The 16,359-nt window shown below is 40.1% G+C and carries 27 protein-coding genes; all 27 read right to left on the reverse strand.

Going from position 1 to position 16,359, the window contains the following annotated elements; translation table 11 throughout:
• Nucleotides 1–24: 24 nt before the first annotated feature.
• The 27 genes from rpmJ to tuf all read right to left on the reverse strand — a co-directional run bounded on the left by rpmJ (nt 25) and on the right by tuf (nt 16,359).
• A complete protein-coding gene (gene rpmJ / locus SOS22_RS10100) occupies nt 25–141 on the reverse strand; it encodes a 50S ribosomal protein L36 (protein ID WP_081637596.1) in 117 nt (38 codons plus the stop codon).
• A 127-nt stretch (nt 142–268) separates the two neighbouring features.
• Nucleotides 269–916, reverse strand: coding sequence for an adenylate kinase (locus SOS22_RS10105; RefSeq protein ID WP_320597088.1), 648 nt, complete (start codon nt 914–916; stop codon nt 269–271).
• A 23-nt stretch (nt 917–939) separates the two neighbouring features.
• Complete coding sequence (gene secY / locus SOS22_RS10110) at nt 940–2,229, reverse strand: preprotein translocase subunit SecY (protein WP_320326338.1); 1,290 nt, start codon at nt 2,227–2,229, stop codon at nt 940–942.
• A 2-nt stretch (nt 2,230–2,231) separates the two neighbouring features.
• Complete coding sequence (gene rplO / locus SOS22_RS10115) at nt 2,232–2,669, reverse strand: 50S ribosomal protein L15 (RefSeq protein WP_320326337.1); 438 nt, start codon at nt 2,667–2,669, stop codon at nt 2,232–2,234.
• Nucleotides 2,670–2,685: 16 nt separating this feature from the next.
• Entirely contained in the window at nt 2,686–3,189 is a 504-nt protein-coding gene (gene rpsE / locus SOS22_RS10120) for a 30S ribosomal protein S5 (protein WP_320326350.1), read from the reverse strand.
• Nucleotides 3,190–3,206: 17 nt separating this feature from the next.
• On the reverse strand, nt 3,207–3,563 hold the full coding sequence (rplR, locus tag SOS22_RS10125; protein WP_320326336.1) for a 50S ribosomal protein L18: 357 nt from the start codon (nt 3,561–3,563) through the stop codon (nt 3,207–3,209).
• 21 nt (nt 3,564–3,584) lie between these two features.
• A complete protein-coding gene (rplF, locus tag SOS22_RS10130) occupies nt 3,585–4,127 on the reverse strand; it encodes a 50S ribosomal protein L6 (protein WP_320326335.1) in 543 nt (180 codons plus the stop codon).
• A 19-nt stretch (nt 4,128–4,146) separates the two neighbouring features.
• Nucleotides 4,147–4,545, reverse strand: a complete 399-nt coding sequence (rpsH, locus tag SOS22_RS10135) for a 30S ribosomal protein S8 (RefSeq protein ID WP_320326334.1) — start codon at nt 4,543–4,545, stop codon at nt 4,147–4,149.
• 14 nt (nt 4,546–4,559) lie between these two features.
• Nucleotides 4,560–4,745: a type Z 30S ribosomal protein S14 gene (locus SOS22_RS10140; RefSeq protein WP_128520170.1), complete on the reverse strand. Its 186-nt coding sequence runs from the start codon at nt 4,743–4,745 to the stop codon at nt 4,560–4,562.
• Nucleotides 4,746–4,757: 12 nt separating this feature from the next.
• Entirely contained in the window at nt 4,758–5,297 is a 540-nt protein-coding gene (gene rplE, locus SOS22_RS10145) for a 50S ribosomal protein L5 (RefSeq protein WP_320326333.1), read from the reverse strand.
• A 10-nt stretch (nt 5,298–5,307) separates the two neighbouring features.
• Nucleotides 5,308–5,616, reverse strand: coding sequence for a 50S ribosomal protein L24 (gene rplX / locus SOS22_RS10150; RefSeq protein WP_320597089.1), 309 nt, complete (start codon nt 5,614–5,616; stop codon nt 5,308–5,310).
• A gap of 12 nt (nt 5,617–5,628) precedes the next feature.
• Entirely contained in the window at nt 5,629–5,997 is a 369-nt protein-coding gene (rplN, locus tag SOS22_RS10155; RefSeq protein ID WP_320326331.1) for a 50S ribosomal protein L14, read from the reverse strand.
• A gap of 20 nt (nt 5,998–6,017) precedes the next feature.
• On the reverse strand, nt 6,018–6,275 hold the full coding sequence (gene rpsQ, locus SOS22_RS10160; RefSeq protein WP_128520174.1) for a 30S ribosomal protein S17: 258 nt from the start codon (nt 6,273–6,275) through the stop codon (nt 6,018–6,020).
• A gap of 13 nt (nt 6,276–6,288) precedes the next feature.
• Nucleotides 6,289–6,489, reverse strand: coding sequence for a 50S ribosomal protein L29 (rpmC, locus tag SOS22_RS10165; RefSeq protein WP_128520175.1), 201 nt, complete (start codon nt 6,487–6,489; stop codon nt 6,289–6,291).
• Nucleotides 6,489–6,905, reverse strand: coding sequence for a 50S ribosomal protein L16 (gene rplP, locus SOS22_RS10170; RefSeq protein ID WP_320597090.1), 417 nt, complete (start codon nt 6,903–6,905; stop codon nt 6,489–6,491). Before rplP ends, rpmC begins: the two co-directional genes overlap by 1 nt.
• The gene (gene rpsC, locus SOS22_RS10175; protein WP_320326329.1) at nt 6,905–7,708 is read right to left on the reverse strand and encodes a 30S ribosomal protein S3; all 804 of its coding nucleotides are present in this window, start codon (nt 7,706–7,708) and stop codon (nt 6,905–6,907) included. Before rpsC ends, rplP begins: the two co-directional genes overlap by 1 nt.
• 10 nt (nt 7,709–7,718) lie before the next feature.
• Nucleotides 7,719–8,054, reverse strand: coding sequence for a 50S ribosomal protein L22 (gene rplV / locus SOS22_RS10180; protein ID WP_128520178.1), 336 nt, complete (start codon nt 8,052–8,054; stop codon nt 7,719–7,721).
• 14 nt (nt 8,055–8,068) lie between these two features.
• Nucleotides 8,069–8,344: a 30S ribosomal protein S19 gene (rpsS, locus tag SOS22_RS10185; protein ID WP_128520179.1), complete on the reverse strand. Its 276-nt coding sequence runs from the start codon at nt 8,342–8,344 to the stop codon at nt 8,069–8,071.
• A gap of 19 nt (nt 8,345–8,363) precedes the next feature.
• A complete protein-coding gene (rplB, locus tag SOS22_RS10190) occupies nt 8,364–9,197 on the reverse strand; it encodes a 50S ribosomal protein L2 (protein ID WP_320326328.1) in 834 nt (277 codons plus the stop codon).
• A gap of 58 nt (nt 9,198–9,255) precedes the next feature.
• A complete protein-coding gene (rplW, locus tag SOS22_RS10195) occupies nt 9,256–9,546 on the reverse strand; it encodes a 50S ribosomal protein L23 (RefSeq protein WP_320597091.1) in 291 nt (96 codons plus the stop codon).
• Nucleotides 9,546–10,175 (reverse strand): 50S ribosomal protein L4, encoded by a 630-nt coding sequence (gene rplD, locus SOS22_RS10200; RefSeq protein ID WP_320326326.1) that lies wholly within the window; start codon nt 10,173–10,175, stop codon nt 9,546–9,548. Before rplD ends, rplW begins: the two co-directional genes overlap by 1 nt.
• A complete protein-coding gene (gene rplC, locus SOS22_RS10205; protein WP_320326325.1) occupies nt 10,175–10,864 on the reverse strand; it encodes a 50S ribosomal protein L3 in 690 nt (229 codons plus the stop codon). The genes rplD and rplC overlap by 1 nt, the downstream gene beginning before the upstream one ends.
• 15 nt (nt 10,865–10,879) lie before the next feature.
• The gene (gene rpsJ / locus SOS22_RS10210; protein WP_128520184.1) at nt 10,880–11,191 is read right to left on the reverse strand and encodes a 30S ribosomal protein S10; all 312 of its coding nucleotides are present in this window, start codon (nt 11,189–11,191) and stop codon (nt 10,880–10,882) included.
• A gap of 189 nt (nt 11,192–11,380) precedes the next feature.
• Nucleotides 11,381–11,971: a hypothetical protein gene (locus SOS22_RS10215; protein WP_221175892.1), complete on the reverse strand. Its 591-nt coding sequence runs from the start codon at nt 11,969–11,971 to the stop codon at nt 11,381–11,383.
• The gene (locus SOS22_RS10220) at nt 11,964–13,283 is read right to left on the reverse strand and encodes a M18 family aminopeptidase (protein WP_320597146.1); all 1,320 of its coding nucleotides are present in this window, start codon (nt 13,281–13,283) and stop codon (nt 11,964–11,966) included. Before SOS22_RS10220 ends, SOS22_RS10215 begins: the two co-directional genes overlap by 8 nt.
• A gap of 45 nt (nt 13,284–13,328) precedes the next feature.
• Nucleotides 13,329–14,762 carry an APC family permease gene (locus SOS22_RS10225; RefSeq protein WP_320326323.1) on the reverse strand — a complete coding sequence of 478 codons (1,434 nt, stop codon included), beginning with the start codon at nt 14,760–14,762 and terminating at the stop codon, nt 13,329–13,331.
• 412 nt (nt 14,763–15,174) lie between these two features.
• Nucleotides 15,175–16,359 carry an elongation factor Tu gene (tuf, locus tag SOS22_RS10230; protein ID WP_320326322.1) on the reverse strand — a complete coding sequence of 395 codons (1,185 nt, stop codon included), beginning with the start codon at nt 16,357–16,359 and terminating at the stop codon, nt 15,175–15,177.

Here is a 16,359-nt window from a genome sequence, read left to right on the forward strand (position 1 = left end):
AATACGTGCCATTTCTTCCTCCTGTTAGTTTCCTTGTCTCTGTTTGTGCTTAGGGTTCTCACAGATTACCATGACTCTTCCCTTACGTCGAATGACTCGACATTTATCGCACATTGGTTTTACGGATGGTCTTACTTTCATTTTTGTTTCCTTTCCAACCACATATTTATGCCCTGTTAAAATGCGTATGAATTCATGCGGATTTTAATAGAAATGTGGTAATTACTAAAACGCAAGAATTGCGCTTATATATTATAAGCGCAATCATTTAGATATTCAAGACTTTTTTAATTCGCGTCCAAATTTCATCTTTATCGCCCCATGCATCTACATGAGTAACCAATCCTTTTTCTTCATAGAAGCCAATGACTGGTTCGGTATTCTTTGCATATTCATCCAAACGCGTCTTTAATGATTCTTCATTATCATCTTTTCGTTGTGTCAGAGCGGTTCCATCATGATCACAAACGCCATCGACTTTTGGCGGGTTTGAGTAGATATTGTAAATTTCGCCACATTTTGGACAACTACGACGACCTGTGATACGACGTGTCAATTCTTCAAATGGCACATCCATGACCAAAACCGATTCAACCGCAAGGTCAGTCCCTTTGGTCATTGCTTCAAATGCTTTTGCCTGATCGATCGTACGAGGATATCCATCCAATAGATATCCATTCTTTTTATCCGTAAGATTTTCTAAATAGTCTTTGACCATTTTATTTGTGACAGAATCCGGAACTAATTTTCCTTGTTCTGTGTATGACTTAGCTTCCAATCCTAGGGGCGTTCCTTTCGAGATATTCTCACGGAAGATGTCACCTGTAGAAATGTGATTTAAATTTAATTCTTCGCGAAGCAAACGAGAGAATGTTCCTTTACCAGCTCCCGGTGCTCCCATAATCAACATATTCATTGTTCTACTCCTACTACTTGTATTTAGTCTTGATAATATTTTTTGTACGATTTTTGTGTAATCAAACCTTGAACTTGTCGTACTGTTTCAATCGCAACACCGACAACGATGATCAATCCCGTACCACCCAAAGCCATGCTGGATGGCATTTCTGGCCAAAGGATTGGCATGAGATGTGGCATGACCGAAATAACGGCCAAAGCAATGGATCCAAAAACAGTGATACGAGTCAAAATATGATTCACATAGGTTTTCGTTTCAGTGCCCGGACGTACATTCGGAATGTATGCACCCGATTTTCCAAGGTTTTCTGCTAATTTTTCTGGATCTACTTGCATCTTCGTATAGAAGAAGGTAAAGAAGATGATCAATACAACGTAAATCACAAGCGAATACCATGTACTTAATCCTAACCAATCCTGTACGGCATTCACAAAATCGGTCTTATCTAAAAAGGTGGCAATTTGTAGCGGTGCCATCATCAAAGAAGAAGCAAAGATGACTGGAATAACGCTTGCAGAATTGACTTTTAATGGTAAATAGTTTGAATCACTACGCTTGCTTAATTCAATGGAACTCGATGTATATTGAATAGGAATACGTCGTTCCGCCGTATTGATCAACGTGACAAAAATGATGATCAATAAATAAACAACGACATAGCCTACAAACAACCAAACCCCATTTTTTGTATTGGCACCAATCAAAGATTGCCAAGCAGAACTAAATTGACGAGGCATACGCCCAACGATACCTGCCATGATGACCATGGAGATACCATTACCAATACCTTTTAAAGAAATTTGGTCGCCAATCCAAACGAGGAATAAAGAACCGGCAGTAAAAATGGTCGATATATATAAAACTTTACTTAGTGTTACTCCGCCAACGATCAATGTGGTATATGTTTTCGAAAAACCATAAACCAAAGATATCGATTGGACAAATGCAAAGATAACAGCTAAATAACGAGTATATTTATCGATTTTCTTACGTCCTTGCGCACCACTTTTCGATAACTCTGTTAAAGATGGAATGACATCCATGCTCAGCAGCTGCATGATGATCGAAGCTGTGATATAGGGTGTTACACCAAGTGCGAAGATGGAGAATTGATCCAATCCACCACCACCCAAAAGGTTGATCATTTCAAATAAAGAGTTATTTTGTATACCAGCCATTAAATCTGCTGTATTGACATCAGGAATTGTAATGGTTGATCCGAATCGATACACAAAGAAGGCAAAGAGCGTAAACAAAATTCGATTACGAATATCTTTGTTTACTATCATTGCCTTAATGCTTCTAAACATTTTTAGATAACCTCAGCCGTTCCGCCTGCTTTTTCGATTGCTTCTTTAGCTGATGTTGAGAACTTAGCAGCTTGCACTGTCAATTTCTTCGTCAATTCACCATTACCTAAAATCTTCAATCCAGATAATTCTTTTTTGATAACTTTGTCTTCCAATAACAAAGCGGCATTGACAACGGTTCCATCATCGTATTTATTTAAAGTTTCAACATTAACGATCGCATATTCTTTACGATTGAAATTGGTGAAACCACGTTTAGGAAGACGTCGAGCTAATGTTGTTTGGCCACCTTCGAAACCTAAACGAACACCTCCGCCACTTCTTGATTTTTGACCTTTTTGACCACGTCCAGAAGTTTTACCATTGCCACTTCCTGGACCACGTCCCACACGGTTACGCTTGGAACGATGGCCATTTGATTTCATTTCTTCTAATTTCATTTGTACATCCTCCTAATTAACCGCGAATTTCGCTAACTTTCTTACCACGAATAGCTGCTACTTCTTCTACCGTGCGTAAGCTTTTCAAACCCTCAACCGTGGCACGAACCACATTGATTTTGGTACGAGAACCTAAGCATTTTGTGACAACATCACTAATACCTGCCAATTCCATGACAGCACGCGTTGCACCACCAGCAATAACACCAGTACCATCAGCAGCTGGATGCATAAAGACTTCTCCAGCACCGAATTTACCAGTTACAGCATGTGGAATTGTGTTGTTGATAACAGGGACAGTGAATACGTTCTTACGCGCATTTTCACTCGCCTTACGAATGGCATCAGGTACTTCGTTAGCTTTTCCAGTACCCATGCCAACACGACCATTGTGATCGCCCACAACAACCAAAGCAGCAAAGCGGAAACGACGTCCACCCTTAACAACTTTTGTTACACGGTTAATTTGAACAACTTGTTCTTCAAATTCATCGTGGTCTCTTCTTGGTTTTCTATTCATTGCCATGGTGTGACCTCCTAAAATTCCAAGCCTGCTTCACGAGCGGCTTCGGCTAATGCTTTAACACGACCTGTGTAAACATATCCACCACGGTCGAATACAACATGTTTGATTCCTTTTTCTTGGGCACGCTTTGCAATTTCAGCTCCAACTTGACGAGCTGCCTCCACGTTACCACCATTTTCTAATTTCATTTGTACACTGGAAGCACTAACCAATGTTGTGGCATTCACATCATCGATCACTTGCACTTCAATGTTTGCGTTACTTCTGAAAACATTCAAGCGTGGGCATTCAGGAGTTCCGCTAATTTTTGTACGTACACGTTTATGACGACGAATACGTTCTGCATTACGTGATTTTTTATTGACCATTTGTATTTATCTCCTTTCCCACTACTTACCAGCTGTTTTACCTTCCTTACGACGGATATGTTCTCCTTTATAACGGATACCTTTACCCTTGTAAGGTTCTGGTTTACGAGCAGCACGAACTTCCGCAGCAAATTCACCAACTTGTTGCTTATCGATTCCTTCAACTTTGATTTCCGTAGCACTTCCACAAGTACAAGTAATTCCTTCTGGAATATCGATCAATACTTTATGAGAGTAACCAATTTGCATTTCCAATTGTTTACCTTTAACAGCAGCACGGAATCCAATACCAACTAATTCTAAATCTTTGGTGAAACCTTCAGAAACTCCAACAACCATATTGTGCAATAAAGCACGAGTGGTTCCGTGTAATTGCTTAGTGCGTTTTTCATCATTTGGACGCTTTACAGTGACTACACCATCTTCGACTTGAATATCCATCAAATCCGAGAATGTACGAGTTAAAGTTCCCTTAGGTCCTTTAACAGTCACCTCATTCCCTTGGGCAACATCAACAGTTACTTTTTCAGGAATGGTAATCAGTTTATTCCCGATACGTGACATTTATTTTCCTCCTATTGTCTTACCATACATAAGCAAGAACTTCGCCACCAACGTGTTGTTTTCTTGCTTCACGATCTGTCATGACACCATTACTTGTTGAGATAATGGCAATTCCTAATCCGTTCAATACACGAGGCAATTCATCTGCATGTGCATAGACGCGAAGACCAGGTTTTGAAATACGACGAAGACCTGTGATGACACGTTGTTTATCTTCGGTATATTTCAACGTAATTGTTAATTCTTTGAATTGTCCATCTCCTTCGACTGCATAGTCTGTGATGAAACCTTCTTCTTTTAAGATCTTAGCAATTGCTTTCTTTTCTTTTGATACAGGCATGCTTACAACATCATGCTTTTGAACCAAAGCATTACGAATTCTTGTTAGCATATCTGCAATTGGATCTGTCATGTTCATTGCAATTTGCCTCCTTACCAGCTAGCCTTCTTCACACCAGGAATTTGACCTTGGTAAGCCAATTCTCTGAAGCAAATACGACATACTTTATATTTTCTTAATACGGCATGTGGACGTCCACAACGTTCGCAACGAGTATATTCACGAACTTTAAATTTTTGAGGACGTTGTTGTTTATTGATCATTGCTTTTTTAGCCATTTCATCATCCTCCTACTTCTTAAAAGGCATTCCCATACCTTTTAATAATGCCTTTGATTCTTCATTGGTATTGGCTGTTGTAACAATGACAACATCCATACCACGTGTACGATTCACTTTATCAAAATCAATTTCAGGGAAGATAATTTGTTCTTTGATACCCAATGTATAGTTTCCACGACCATCAAAACTTGTATCGCTTACACCACGGAAGTCACGAACACGAGGCAAAGAAATATTGAATAACTTATCTAAGAATTCATACATCTTTTCGGAACGTAAAGTAACTTTGCATCCAATTGGCATACCTTCACGCAGCTTAAAGTTCGCAATGGATTTTTTCGCCTTAGTAACAACAGGTGCTTGTCCAGTGATGGCTGCTAATTCTTCAACAGCTTCATCTAAATATTTTGAATTGGCAATGGCATCACCAACACCAATATTAACGACTACTTTTTCAATCTTAGGAACTTCCATGATTGAAGAATAGTTAAAATCTTTCATCATCTGAGGGACAACTTCATTTGTATATTTTTCATATAAACGATTCATAGATACCCTCCTACTTTACTTCCGCGCCAGTTTTCTTATAGACGCGAACTTTCTTTCCATCTTTTTCTTCCATGCGAATACGACTAGCTACTTTCTCTTTTTCATCGTAAAGCATGACATTGGAAACATGGATCTTTGCTTCCTTCTCAATAATTCCACCTTCAGGATCTTGTTGGGTTGGACGCACATGTTTTTTAACCATATTAACACCTTCCACGATGACTTTATCTTCTTTTGGGAAGGCCTGTGTTACTTTTCCGATTGTGCCTTTGTAAGCACCTGTAATGACCTTAACTGTATCACCTTTTTTAATTCTCACTGGGCACACCTCCTATAGTACTTCCGGCGCTAAGGATACGATTTTCATATATCCAGCATCACGCAATTCACGAGCAACTGGTCCAAAGATACGTGTTCCCTTTGGCGTCTTATCGGCATTAATAATGACTAATGCGTTATCATCAAAGCGAATGTATGTTCCATTTTCACGGCGTACGCCATATTTAGAACGTACGATAACACCCTTTACAACATCACCTTTTTTAACGGATCCACCAGGAGTAGCCTGTTTAACAGTACCTACAACGACGTCACCGATATTTGCTGTTTTTCTAACGCTTCCGCCAAGACAACGGATAACTAATACTTCTCTAGCTCCCGTATTATCAGCGACGCGTAGACGACTTTCATTTTGAATCATAGTTTCGTCTCCTCCTGATATTAAACACGAGCTTTTTCAACGATCTTCACTAAACGGTAACGTTTTGTAGCGGATAATGGACGCGTTTCCATAATTTCTACAATGTCGCCAATGGAAGCTTCATTGTTCTCGTCGTGTGCTTTCAATTTTTTAGAGTATTCTACACGCTTTCCATACAATGGATGCGTTTTCTTTGTTTCAACTTTTACCGTGATGGTCTTATCCATTTTATCGGATACGACACGTCCACGATAAACCTTACGTGCATTTCTTTCCATTCAAAGATCCTCCCTATTCTTGACCTGCATTGGCACGCTCTGTCAATACAGTCTTGATTCGAGCGATGTCTTTCTTAACAGTTTTCAAACGAGCAGTGTTTTCTAACTGACCAGTAGCTTGCTGGAAACGAAGATTGAATAATTCATCTTTGAGTGTACTAATTTGTGCTTGTAATTCTTCATTCGTTTTTTCGCGAATTTCTTTAGCTAACATTATTTCACTTCTCCTTTTCTAACAAAACGAGTTTTAACCGGTAACTTGTGGGCTGCTAAACGAAGTGCTTCACGTGCTACTTCTTCAGGAACGCCACCAACTTCAAATAAAACTCGACCAGGTTGAACAACGGCTACCCATCCTTCAGGAGCACCTTTACCAGAACCCATACGTACTTCAAGAGGTTTCTTTGTACGAGCCATATGAGGGAAGATACGAATATATACATCTCCACCACGCTTCATATAACGAGTCATGGCAACACGGGCTGCCTCGATTTGACGGTTACTTACATAGTTACCACTTTCAGCAACTAATCCATATTCTCCAAAGTCAATCGAACGTCCAGCTTTGCTACGACCTTCGTAACTTAGACGATGGGGACGACGATACTTTGTTCTTTTAGGCATCAACATTATTCGTTACCTCCTTTTTCAGCAGGTGCAGCTTCTTGTTTTGGTGCACGATTTTGAGGACGTTTATTGTTGAAGTTTTTATTACGACGACGACGAGGACGTTGCTTAGGAGCTTCTGGTTCTTTGACCATTTCACCAGGTAAAACTTCACCACGGCAGATCCATACTTTTACACCAACTTTACCATATTGAGTGGCTGCTTCTTCAATCGCATAATCGATATCACTACGAAGTGTATGAAGAGGAACAACACCTTCTGCATATCCTTCTGTACGAGCCATATCGGCACCACCTAAACGACCAGATACGCTTGTTTTAATACCTTTGGCACCAGCACGCATGGTATTTTGGATGGCTTTTTTCTGGGTAGCACGGAAACTACGACGAGCTTCCAATTGATCGGCGATCCAACGAGCGACTAAACGTGCATCCAAGTTTGGATTGGCAACTTCTACAACATTGATTTGTACATATTTTGCAGAAGTCATTTTTTCGATTTGTTTCTTTAATCCTTCAATGGATTTACCTTCCGCACCAATGACAACACCAGGATGTCCAGTACGAACAATGATCACCAAACGATTTTTGCTGCGTTCAATTTCAATACGCGAAATTTGAGGATCTGCTTTACGACGATCCACAGCTTTATCGGCTAATTTCTTATAGTATTCTTCGATATGTTCACGGATCTTCACATCTTCCATCAATGTGTCACCGAATTTTTTATCGTCTGCATACCATCTTGATTGCCAGTCGCGAATCACGCCAACTCGCATTCCAATAGGATTTACTTTTTGTCCCATAGTTGTCCTCCTATTCCTTTTCAGCCACGACAACTGTAATGTGGCTAGTACGTTTATGAATAGCACTTGCACTACCTTTTGCACGAGGCATATAGCGCTTCATCGTGATTCCTTCATTGGCATAGCATTCTTTGACATAAAGATTGCTTTCATCTAAATCTTCGTTATTTACCGCATTCGCAATGGCAGAATGTAATACTTTGCCGACAAGATATCCACCTTTGTTTGGTGTAAACTTGCAAATTGCTTCGGCTTCTTCTACGTCTTTTCCACGAATCAAATTTAAGACAAGTCTTACTTTTCGAGGCTGAACACGTAGAGTTTTTGCAGTTGCTTTGACTTCCATCGTTTTTCCTCCTCTTACGCCTTCTTGTCATCACCGGAAGTATGTCCAGTGAATTTACGAGTTGGCACAAATTCACCTAATTTATGCCCAACCATATCTTCTGTAACGTATACAGGAACATGTTCCTTACCGTTATAAACCGCAAATGTATGTTCAACAAATGAAGGGAAAATTGTGGAACGACGACTCCAAGTCTTGATGACTTCTTTCTTTCCGCTTTCATTTAATGCTTCAACTTTTTTCATCAAATGATCATCAACGAAAGGTCCTTTTTTCAAACTACGACTCATTTCTCATTTCCTCCTTTTCCTACTTAGCATTACGACGGCGAATGATCAACTTGTCGCTTGCCTTCTTCGTCTTACGTGTTTTCACACCAAGAGCTTTCTTGCCCCAAGGCGTCATAGGTGACTTACGTCCAATTGGCGCACGTCCTTCACCACCACCATGAGGGTGATCATTAGGGTTCATAACTGAACCACGAACAGTAGGTCGAATGCCTCGCCAACGATTACGTCCAGCTTTACCATAGTTAACCAAGCTATAATCGCCATTACCCACTGTACCAACAGTAGCACGACATTCGCCTAATACACGACGCATCTCTCCAGATGTCAATCGTAAAATGACATATTTATCTTCTACACCCAAAATTTGAGCAGAAGCACCAGCACTACGTGCCATTTGTCCACCTTTACCAGGTTTTAATTCTACATTGTGTACGATCGTACCTTCTGGCATGTTGCGCATTTCCATGGCATTTCCCACTTTAATGTCGACTTCTTTACCAGAAACAACTTTCATTCCTACTTCCAATCCAGCAGGAGCGATGATGTAACGTTTTTCACCATCGGCATATGTCAACAAAGCGATATTTGCCGAACGGTTTGGATCATATTCGATCGTGGATACCTTTGCAGGAATATCATCTTTATTACGTTTAAAATCAATAATACGGTATGCTTTCTTATGTCCAGCACCTTGATGACGAGTTGTGATTCGTCCTGTGTTATTACGTCCACCCTTGCTCTTTTTAGGGGCTAACAAGCTCTTTTCAGGTTTTGTTGCTGTCAACTCTTCTTTTGTTAAGCTTGTCATGCCACGACGAGCAGGTGTCGTAGGTTTATACTTCTTAATAGGCATAAACTATATTTTCCTCCTTATCGCAATATTTATTCAGGAAATAGCGTCTTCTCCCTGATTATTCTTCACCAAACAAATCGATAGAATCGCCTTCGGCTAATTTAACGATTGCTCGATGACTCGCTTGGGTCTTACCCATATAGCGTCCAACACGACGTGGTTTAGATTTCGTGTTTAACATATTTACTTTAACAACTTTCACGTTGAATGCTTTTTCCACTGCGTTGCGAACTTCAATCTTGTTCACACCCTTAGCAACTTCAAAAGTGACTTTGTTGTCTTCAGCCATCAACTTCATGCTTTTTTCAGTGATAACTGGGCGAAAAATGACATCTCTATAGTCTTTCATTATGCCAAAGCCTCCTCAACTTCTTTTACAGCAGCGGCTGTCATAATAACTTTGTTTGCTTTGACAAGATCAAATACATTGATCAAATCACTACGTAACATTTTTGCTTCTGGAATATTACGGCTTGATAAATAAGCATTGTTGGTATCTTCCGTTTTACCAACTACGAACAAAGTCTTCTTTGGTGCATCAATAGCTTCCATGATGCCAATAAATGTTTTTGTCTTAGGAGCATCTACATTCAATTGATCGATGACTGCAAATGCTGTATCTGCAACTTTTTCACTCAATACCGAACGCAATGCTAGATTACGAACTTTTTTATTGACACGATAGTGATAATCACGTGGAACAGCGCCAAATACAGTTCCTCCACCACGGAATTGTGGCGCACGAATAGTACCTTGACGAGCACGTCCTGTTCCTTTTTGACGGTATGGCTTACGTCCACCACCGCTTACTTCAGAACGTCCTTTTGTTTTGGCAGTACCTTGACGCTTACCAGCAGCTTGCATAACTAATACGTCATAGATACATTGTTGATTGGGTTCGATTCCAAATACAACGTCGTTTAATTCCATGGAATCAACGACAGCTCCGGTCTGGTTAATTACATCGATCTTAGCCATTATTGAGCCTCCTTACTGCTATAGTCAACCAAAGTTACTGGTTCGCTATTTCCTTTTGAAGTCTTCGCCGTACGAATCATAACGAATCCTTTCTTAGGTCCTGGCACGTTTCCTTTGATCAATACATAGTTGTTTTCAACATCTACTTTAATTACGGTCAAGTTTTGGTTCGTTGTACGATAACCACCTTCATGACCAGCCATGACAGTACCCTTCATGATACGTCCTTGGCGAGAAGTAATACCATTTGTAGCCAATGAACCAATGTGACGAATGTTCTTGGATCCACCATGACTACGAGGTCCTTGATGTGCATTGTTACGCACGATCGTACCTTGGTATCCTTTACCCTTGCTTGTTCCGATCACATCAACTGTTTCACCAGCTTCGAAGATATCGGCCTTTACAAGATCGCCAACTTTTACATCTAATTCACAATCACGTACTTCACGGATGAAGCGTTTAGGACTTGTGTTTGCTTTGGCACAATGTCCAACAATTGCTTTTGTTGTATTCTTTTCTTTGACTTCGTCAAAACCTAACTGTACGGCATTGTAACCGTCAGTTTCTACTGTCTTCACCTGAAGAACAACATTTGGTGTAGTTTCTACTACAGTTACGGGAATTAATGTACCGTCTTGCGTGAAGACTTGCGTCATTCCTAATTTTCTTCCTAATAGTCCTTTCATTCTCAGACACCTCCATTAAAGTTTAATTTCGATGTCGACACCACTAGGAAGGTCTAATCGTTGTAACGAATCAATCGTTTCCTTTGATGGTGCAACAATCTCAATCAAACGCTTATGCGTACGAATTTCAAACTGTTCACGTGAATATTTGTATTTATGAACAGCACGTAAAATTGTTACAACTTGTTTTTCCGTTGGTAGCGGAACGGGACCAACTACTTTTTTAGCTCCGTGTTTTGTCGCTGCTTCGACAATTTTCTTAGCACTGTCATCAAGGATGCGGTGCTCATACGCCTTAAGGCGAATTCTCATTGTGTTGTTTGCCATGTTAACTCCTTTCGTTTATTCTAGATAAACATGCTCCATGCGAATTACCTGACACCACCCATGACAACGCTTTTCAGTGGGTCAGCAACCTCGCACTTCTTCGCAGTGCGGTATGATATTACCATGTTTCATGGAGGGATGCAACCTCTTTTTTTAGAAAAAAAGGCGTTAAAAAAAGCGCATATTGCGCTAAAAACTCTGAAAGATCTTTTCTAGTTTTTTCTTTTGGATCACAAACGAAATGAATAAGAGGATCAGACTGAAATCAAAGACAGGTGGAAACAAGAATTTCAATAAGACACATAATACAAATGAAGCCCCATCAATCATCTGATACCATCGTTTCGTATCCACATATTGATCGATCAAACGATATTTGATATGTAGATTTCGCACCAAGAGTACCAAAGCAATGGCACCTACGATCGCATCCACACTGAAATTGACCACAAAGGATCGTGTGATCACAGCGCGTAAGAAGAATAAAAACAAGGTAGCCATCATCACGATCACAATGCTCGCAATCGTAAATTTATTTTGATCATCATGAACCCTTTGTTCTTTGATCTTTTGATACGCATCCGTACGCATCCATGATCTGATTTCCTTTTGTCGATTTGCTTTCCGTTGCATATGCGGATGTTCAATATAATATTGCACCAACATATTCTTTTGTGCATTGGGGATACGCATCCCATCGATCGTATCCAAAAGCTTGCGACTTTCGGTATTCCAATCAACGGATAAGGATGGATCCAACCACTTCCATTCCCTACTCATCAAATGTCACAGTATCTGCTTCTTCAATCATTAAATTGGCATTGAAGAATGCCTGCAAAGCATCGATCGCATAGCTTGTATCCTCTATACCAGCTGTTTCATAACTGGAATGCATGGCTAGTTGTGGCAAGCCAATATCAACGGCATGCACGCTCACTTGGGTATTGGATAAATTACCCAATGTCGATCCCCCAGCCATGTCACTGCGATTCGCAAAAGTTTGTACAGGGATATCCTGCTCTTTACATAGGTATGTAAACAAAGCACGACTAAAGGCATCGGTCGTATATTTCTGGTTGGCTGCTTCCTTGATCACGGGACCTTTATTCATCATCGCATAATTCACGGCATCGGACTTATCTCCATGATTTGGATGAACCGCATGCGCATTATCACAACTTACTAAGAAAGACTTAGAAACGGCTTGATAATAGGCATCGGCATCTTTGCCTAAAGCACTATTGATACGCGTCAAGACATCATGTAAGAACGTCGACATAGCGCCTTGCTTGGTATTGGAACCGACTTCTTCGTTATCAAAGCAACAATATACATTGATACCGTGTACATTATGGGCATGAATAAATCCTTGCAAGGAAACAAAAGCACATTGTAGATCATCTAATTTTGGCGACGAAATAAATTCATCTTGATAGCCCCAGACCACTGGTTTTTGACGATTCACCAAAAATAAGTCTTTCGCTAAAATTTGCGAAGGTTTCACTCCCAATTCCTTGGCAATCATTTCATCAAAAGCTCCTTTTTTCAAGGCACCGGTTGAAAACAGTGGACATAGATCGGTCTTATGATTAAAAGCATATCCTTGATTGATGTCACGATTCATATGGATTGCTAAACTCGGAATCAATAATATATCTTTATCTATATATAATAGTTTCGATTCCATGGCATGTCCCTTTTGAACCAAGACACGACCGGCTACGCTCAATGGACGATCTAGCCAAGTATAATCGATCATTCCGCCATAGCCTTCAACATCCAAGCGAAGATATTCATTGGGCCCACTCAGTTCGGGTACACTTTTTACTTTGAACGTTGGCGAATCGGAATGTGCAGCACTCATTTGAAAATGATAATTGTCAAGTTCTTGACCAATTGTAAAGGCAATAATGCTCGAATGATTGCGAGTTGTATAATATTTACCACCTTTTTCCAATGTCCAAGATCGACCTTCTGCTAGATACATAAATCCCTCATTTTCCAGATCCGTACGAATGGTTTGGATCGTATGGAACATGCTTGGACTTGATTGAATAAAATCAAATAATTGTTGTGAAATTTCCATGTATATTTTCCTCCTAAAAAAGAGAAACCTCTCGGTTTCTCTTGTACGGGCTTATGCCGCTTCTTGATCTTGACGTTTGCGAATCATTGGCAAGATCACACCTAGAGCAACCAATACCACTGGCGTGATCACGTTCAAAGCCATGGTCTTGGCATCTGGAGAGTACATTCCCATGATACAGCAAACAAGCGTTAAAATGAAGCAGAACCATCCAAAGAAAGCCGCCGCTCCTTGGCTTTTCACAAAGCGATATGAGCGTGGGAACTTTTCGCTCTTGCGACGCAACATGATGTATGCAAAGAATACCCATAAATAACGGAATGGCATACATACAGAATTCAATTTATTTAATTGAGCTAATACACCAGCAGCGCCTGGCATAGCGATTTGTACCAAGATAATTGCACCCGACAGGATCACAACCATCCAAATACCATTGATATATGCGCCATATTTGTTTTGTTTCAACAATTGTTTTGGAACATATTGACGAGCATTTTTATCATCCAACAACATACGCAATGGCGCATCAATGCTGACAACCAATGTAGAGAATTGACCAATGGCATTGCATGCAGCATAGATCATCATCAAAGCGTTGCCAATACCATAATATTGTCCAAGTTTTTCGAATGCCCAATAAGAACCATTGGCAATATAAGCCGTTTGACTATCTGCAGAAGCAAATACAACTTTTGGATCAAACATCATACCCATCGCAATGGTACCAAAGATAGCACAAACCATGACCATCACAGCCGCAAAGATCATGCTCTTAGGGAATTCTTTCGAGGCATCGCCTTCCATCTTATTGACATAAGGGGAAATTTTTTCAATTCCACCTACCGCAAAAACCAAGATTGATAAGTTGGTAAAGTACGTCAAATCAAAGGTAGGAATGAGTTTGTGTAAGCTAAAATCCAAATGGACATAACCGCCACCTGGATTGATGGCCGGTGCTGCAAACATCAAGATGATGTATAGGATACTCATCACAAACATACTACTTCCGGCAAGCGTTGCTAATTTTTTCAATGGGTTCAAACCACGACTGGCAACCCAACAGAAGAATAAGAATACCGCTAAGGTAGCCAATTGCACGTATCGAGTTGGGAAGGTATCGTAGGTTTCCGCATTTTGGAAGATCATCCAACTCAATGCTTTCAAACCGCCAGAACCTTTGGATGCGATGTACGTAACGTGACATGCCCAATAGGTCCAACCTGCATAATACGCTAATTTTGAACCGGTGGTTTCCTGTACCCAGGAAGTGACACCTCCACCAAGGTCTTTGAAGGCAGATCCCAATTCACCAACCATCAAAGCATACGGAACAAAGTACAACAAGAACATCCAAATCCATGAAAAAATGACTTGGGTCCCGTTGAAGTACATGTAGCCATTGGCAACATTTCCAAATCCCCAAAGAGTGGAAAAGCACATGAAGGCAAGCATGTACCATTTGATTTTCTTTTCAGAATCCATGATAAATGATAATACTCCTTTTCTCTTCCTTCTTGTCCACCCAAGCATTGTGTTTGCCCGTCAATAATCAACACCTGTTCGCTTGGTGTGTTCAAGTAACGAGTTTATTATTTCATATGTAAAATGATATTTCTACTTTCATTTATTTGAGTGATTTTTTCCTTTTGTTTACACTATTTTCATTTTCCCCTATGTAAGCCCATATTTATAGACTTTTTACTGTACGAAAGTGCTCTTTAGGATACTAAAATACTTCATTTTTTTAGACAAATAAATTAAATTATTGTTCATTTTTTTGCACAAAATCACGATTCTATCGGTATTTTCTTACGTATTTATGTTTAATATATTGAATTTTCAGAAAGAAAACAAAAAAAAGGAGATCCTCAGATCTCCTTAGATTGGTTCAAAATTAACCTAAGATTTCAGTGACGTTTCCGGCACCAACTGTATGTCCACCTTCACGAATAGAGAAACGAGTTCCGTTTTCCAAAGCGATTGGGGCGATCAATTCTACATACATTTCAACGTTGTCACCAGGCATTACCATGTCTGTTCCTTCTGGAAGAGTGATAACACCAGTTACGTCAGTTGTACGGAAATAGAATTGAGGACGATAGTTCGATACGAATGGTGTATGACGTCCACCTTCATCTTTTGTCAATACATATACTTGTGCTTTAAATTTTGTATGTGGATGAACAGATCCTGGAGCAGCTAATACTTGTCCACGTTGGATTTGATCACGTGCGATACCACGAAGCAATGCACCGATGTTATCTCCGGCTTCTGCAACGTCCAAAGTCTTGTGGAACATTTCCAAACCAGTAATAACTGTTTTTTGAGTTGGTTTGATACCAACGATTTCAACTTCGTCGTTCAAATGCGCTTGTCCACGTTCAACACGTCCTGTAGCAACAGTACCACGACCAGAAATTGTCATTACATCTTCGACAGCCATCAAGAATGGTTTATCGATATCACGTACTGGATCTGGAATCCAAGTATCTACAGCATCCATCAAATCTAAGATAGATTGTTCAGCAGCTGGATCGCCTTCCAATGCTTTCAATGCAGATCCACGGATGATTGGAGTGTTATCTCCATCAAATCCATATTCGTTCAACAATTCACGAACTTCCATTTCAACAAGGTCGATCAATTCTTCATCATCAACCATGTCGCATTTGTTCAAATAAACAACAATGTAAGGTACACCTACCTGACGAGCCAATAAGATGTGCTCACGAGTTTGAGGCATAGGACCATCAGAAGCAGCTACTACTAAGATTGCACCATCCATTTGGGCAGCTCCTGTGATCATGTTCTTTACATAGTCGGCGTGACCTGGACAGTCAACGTGTGCATAGTGACGTTTTGCAGTTTGATACTCAACATGTGCCGTATTGATCGTGATTCCACGTTCTTTTTCTTCTGGAGCACCATCAATTTCATCATATGCTTCAGCTTTTGCCATACCTTTTTTTGCCAAAACACTTGTGATGGCAGCAGTCAAAGTTGTTTTACCATGGTCAACGTGACCGATAGTTCCAATATTAACATGGACTTTACTTCTGTCAAATTTTTCCTTAGCCAT

Source organism: Absicoccus sp., assembly GCF_034090965.1.
In the GTDB taxonomy this organism is placed as follows: Bacteria; Bacillota_I; Bacilli_A; order Erysipelotrichales; family Erysipelotrichaceae; genus Absicoccus; species Absicoccus intestinalis.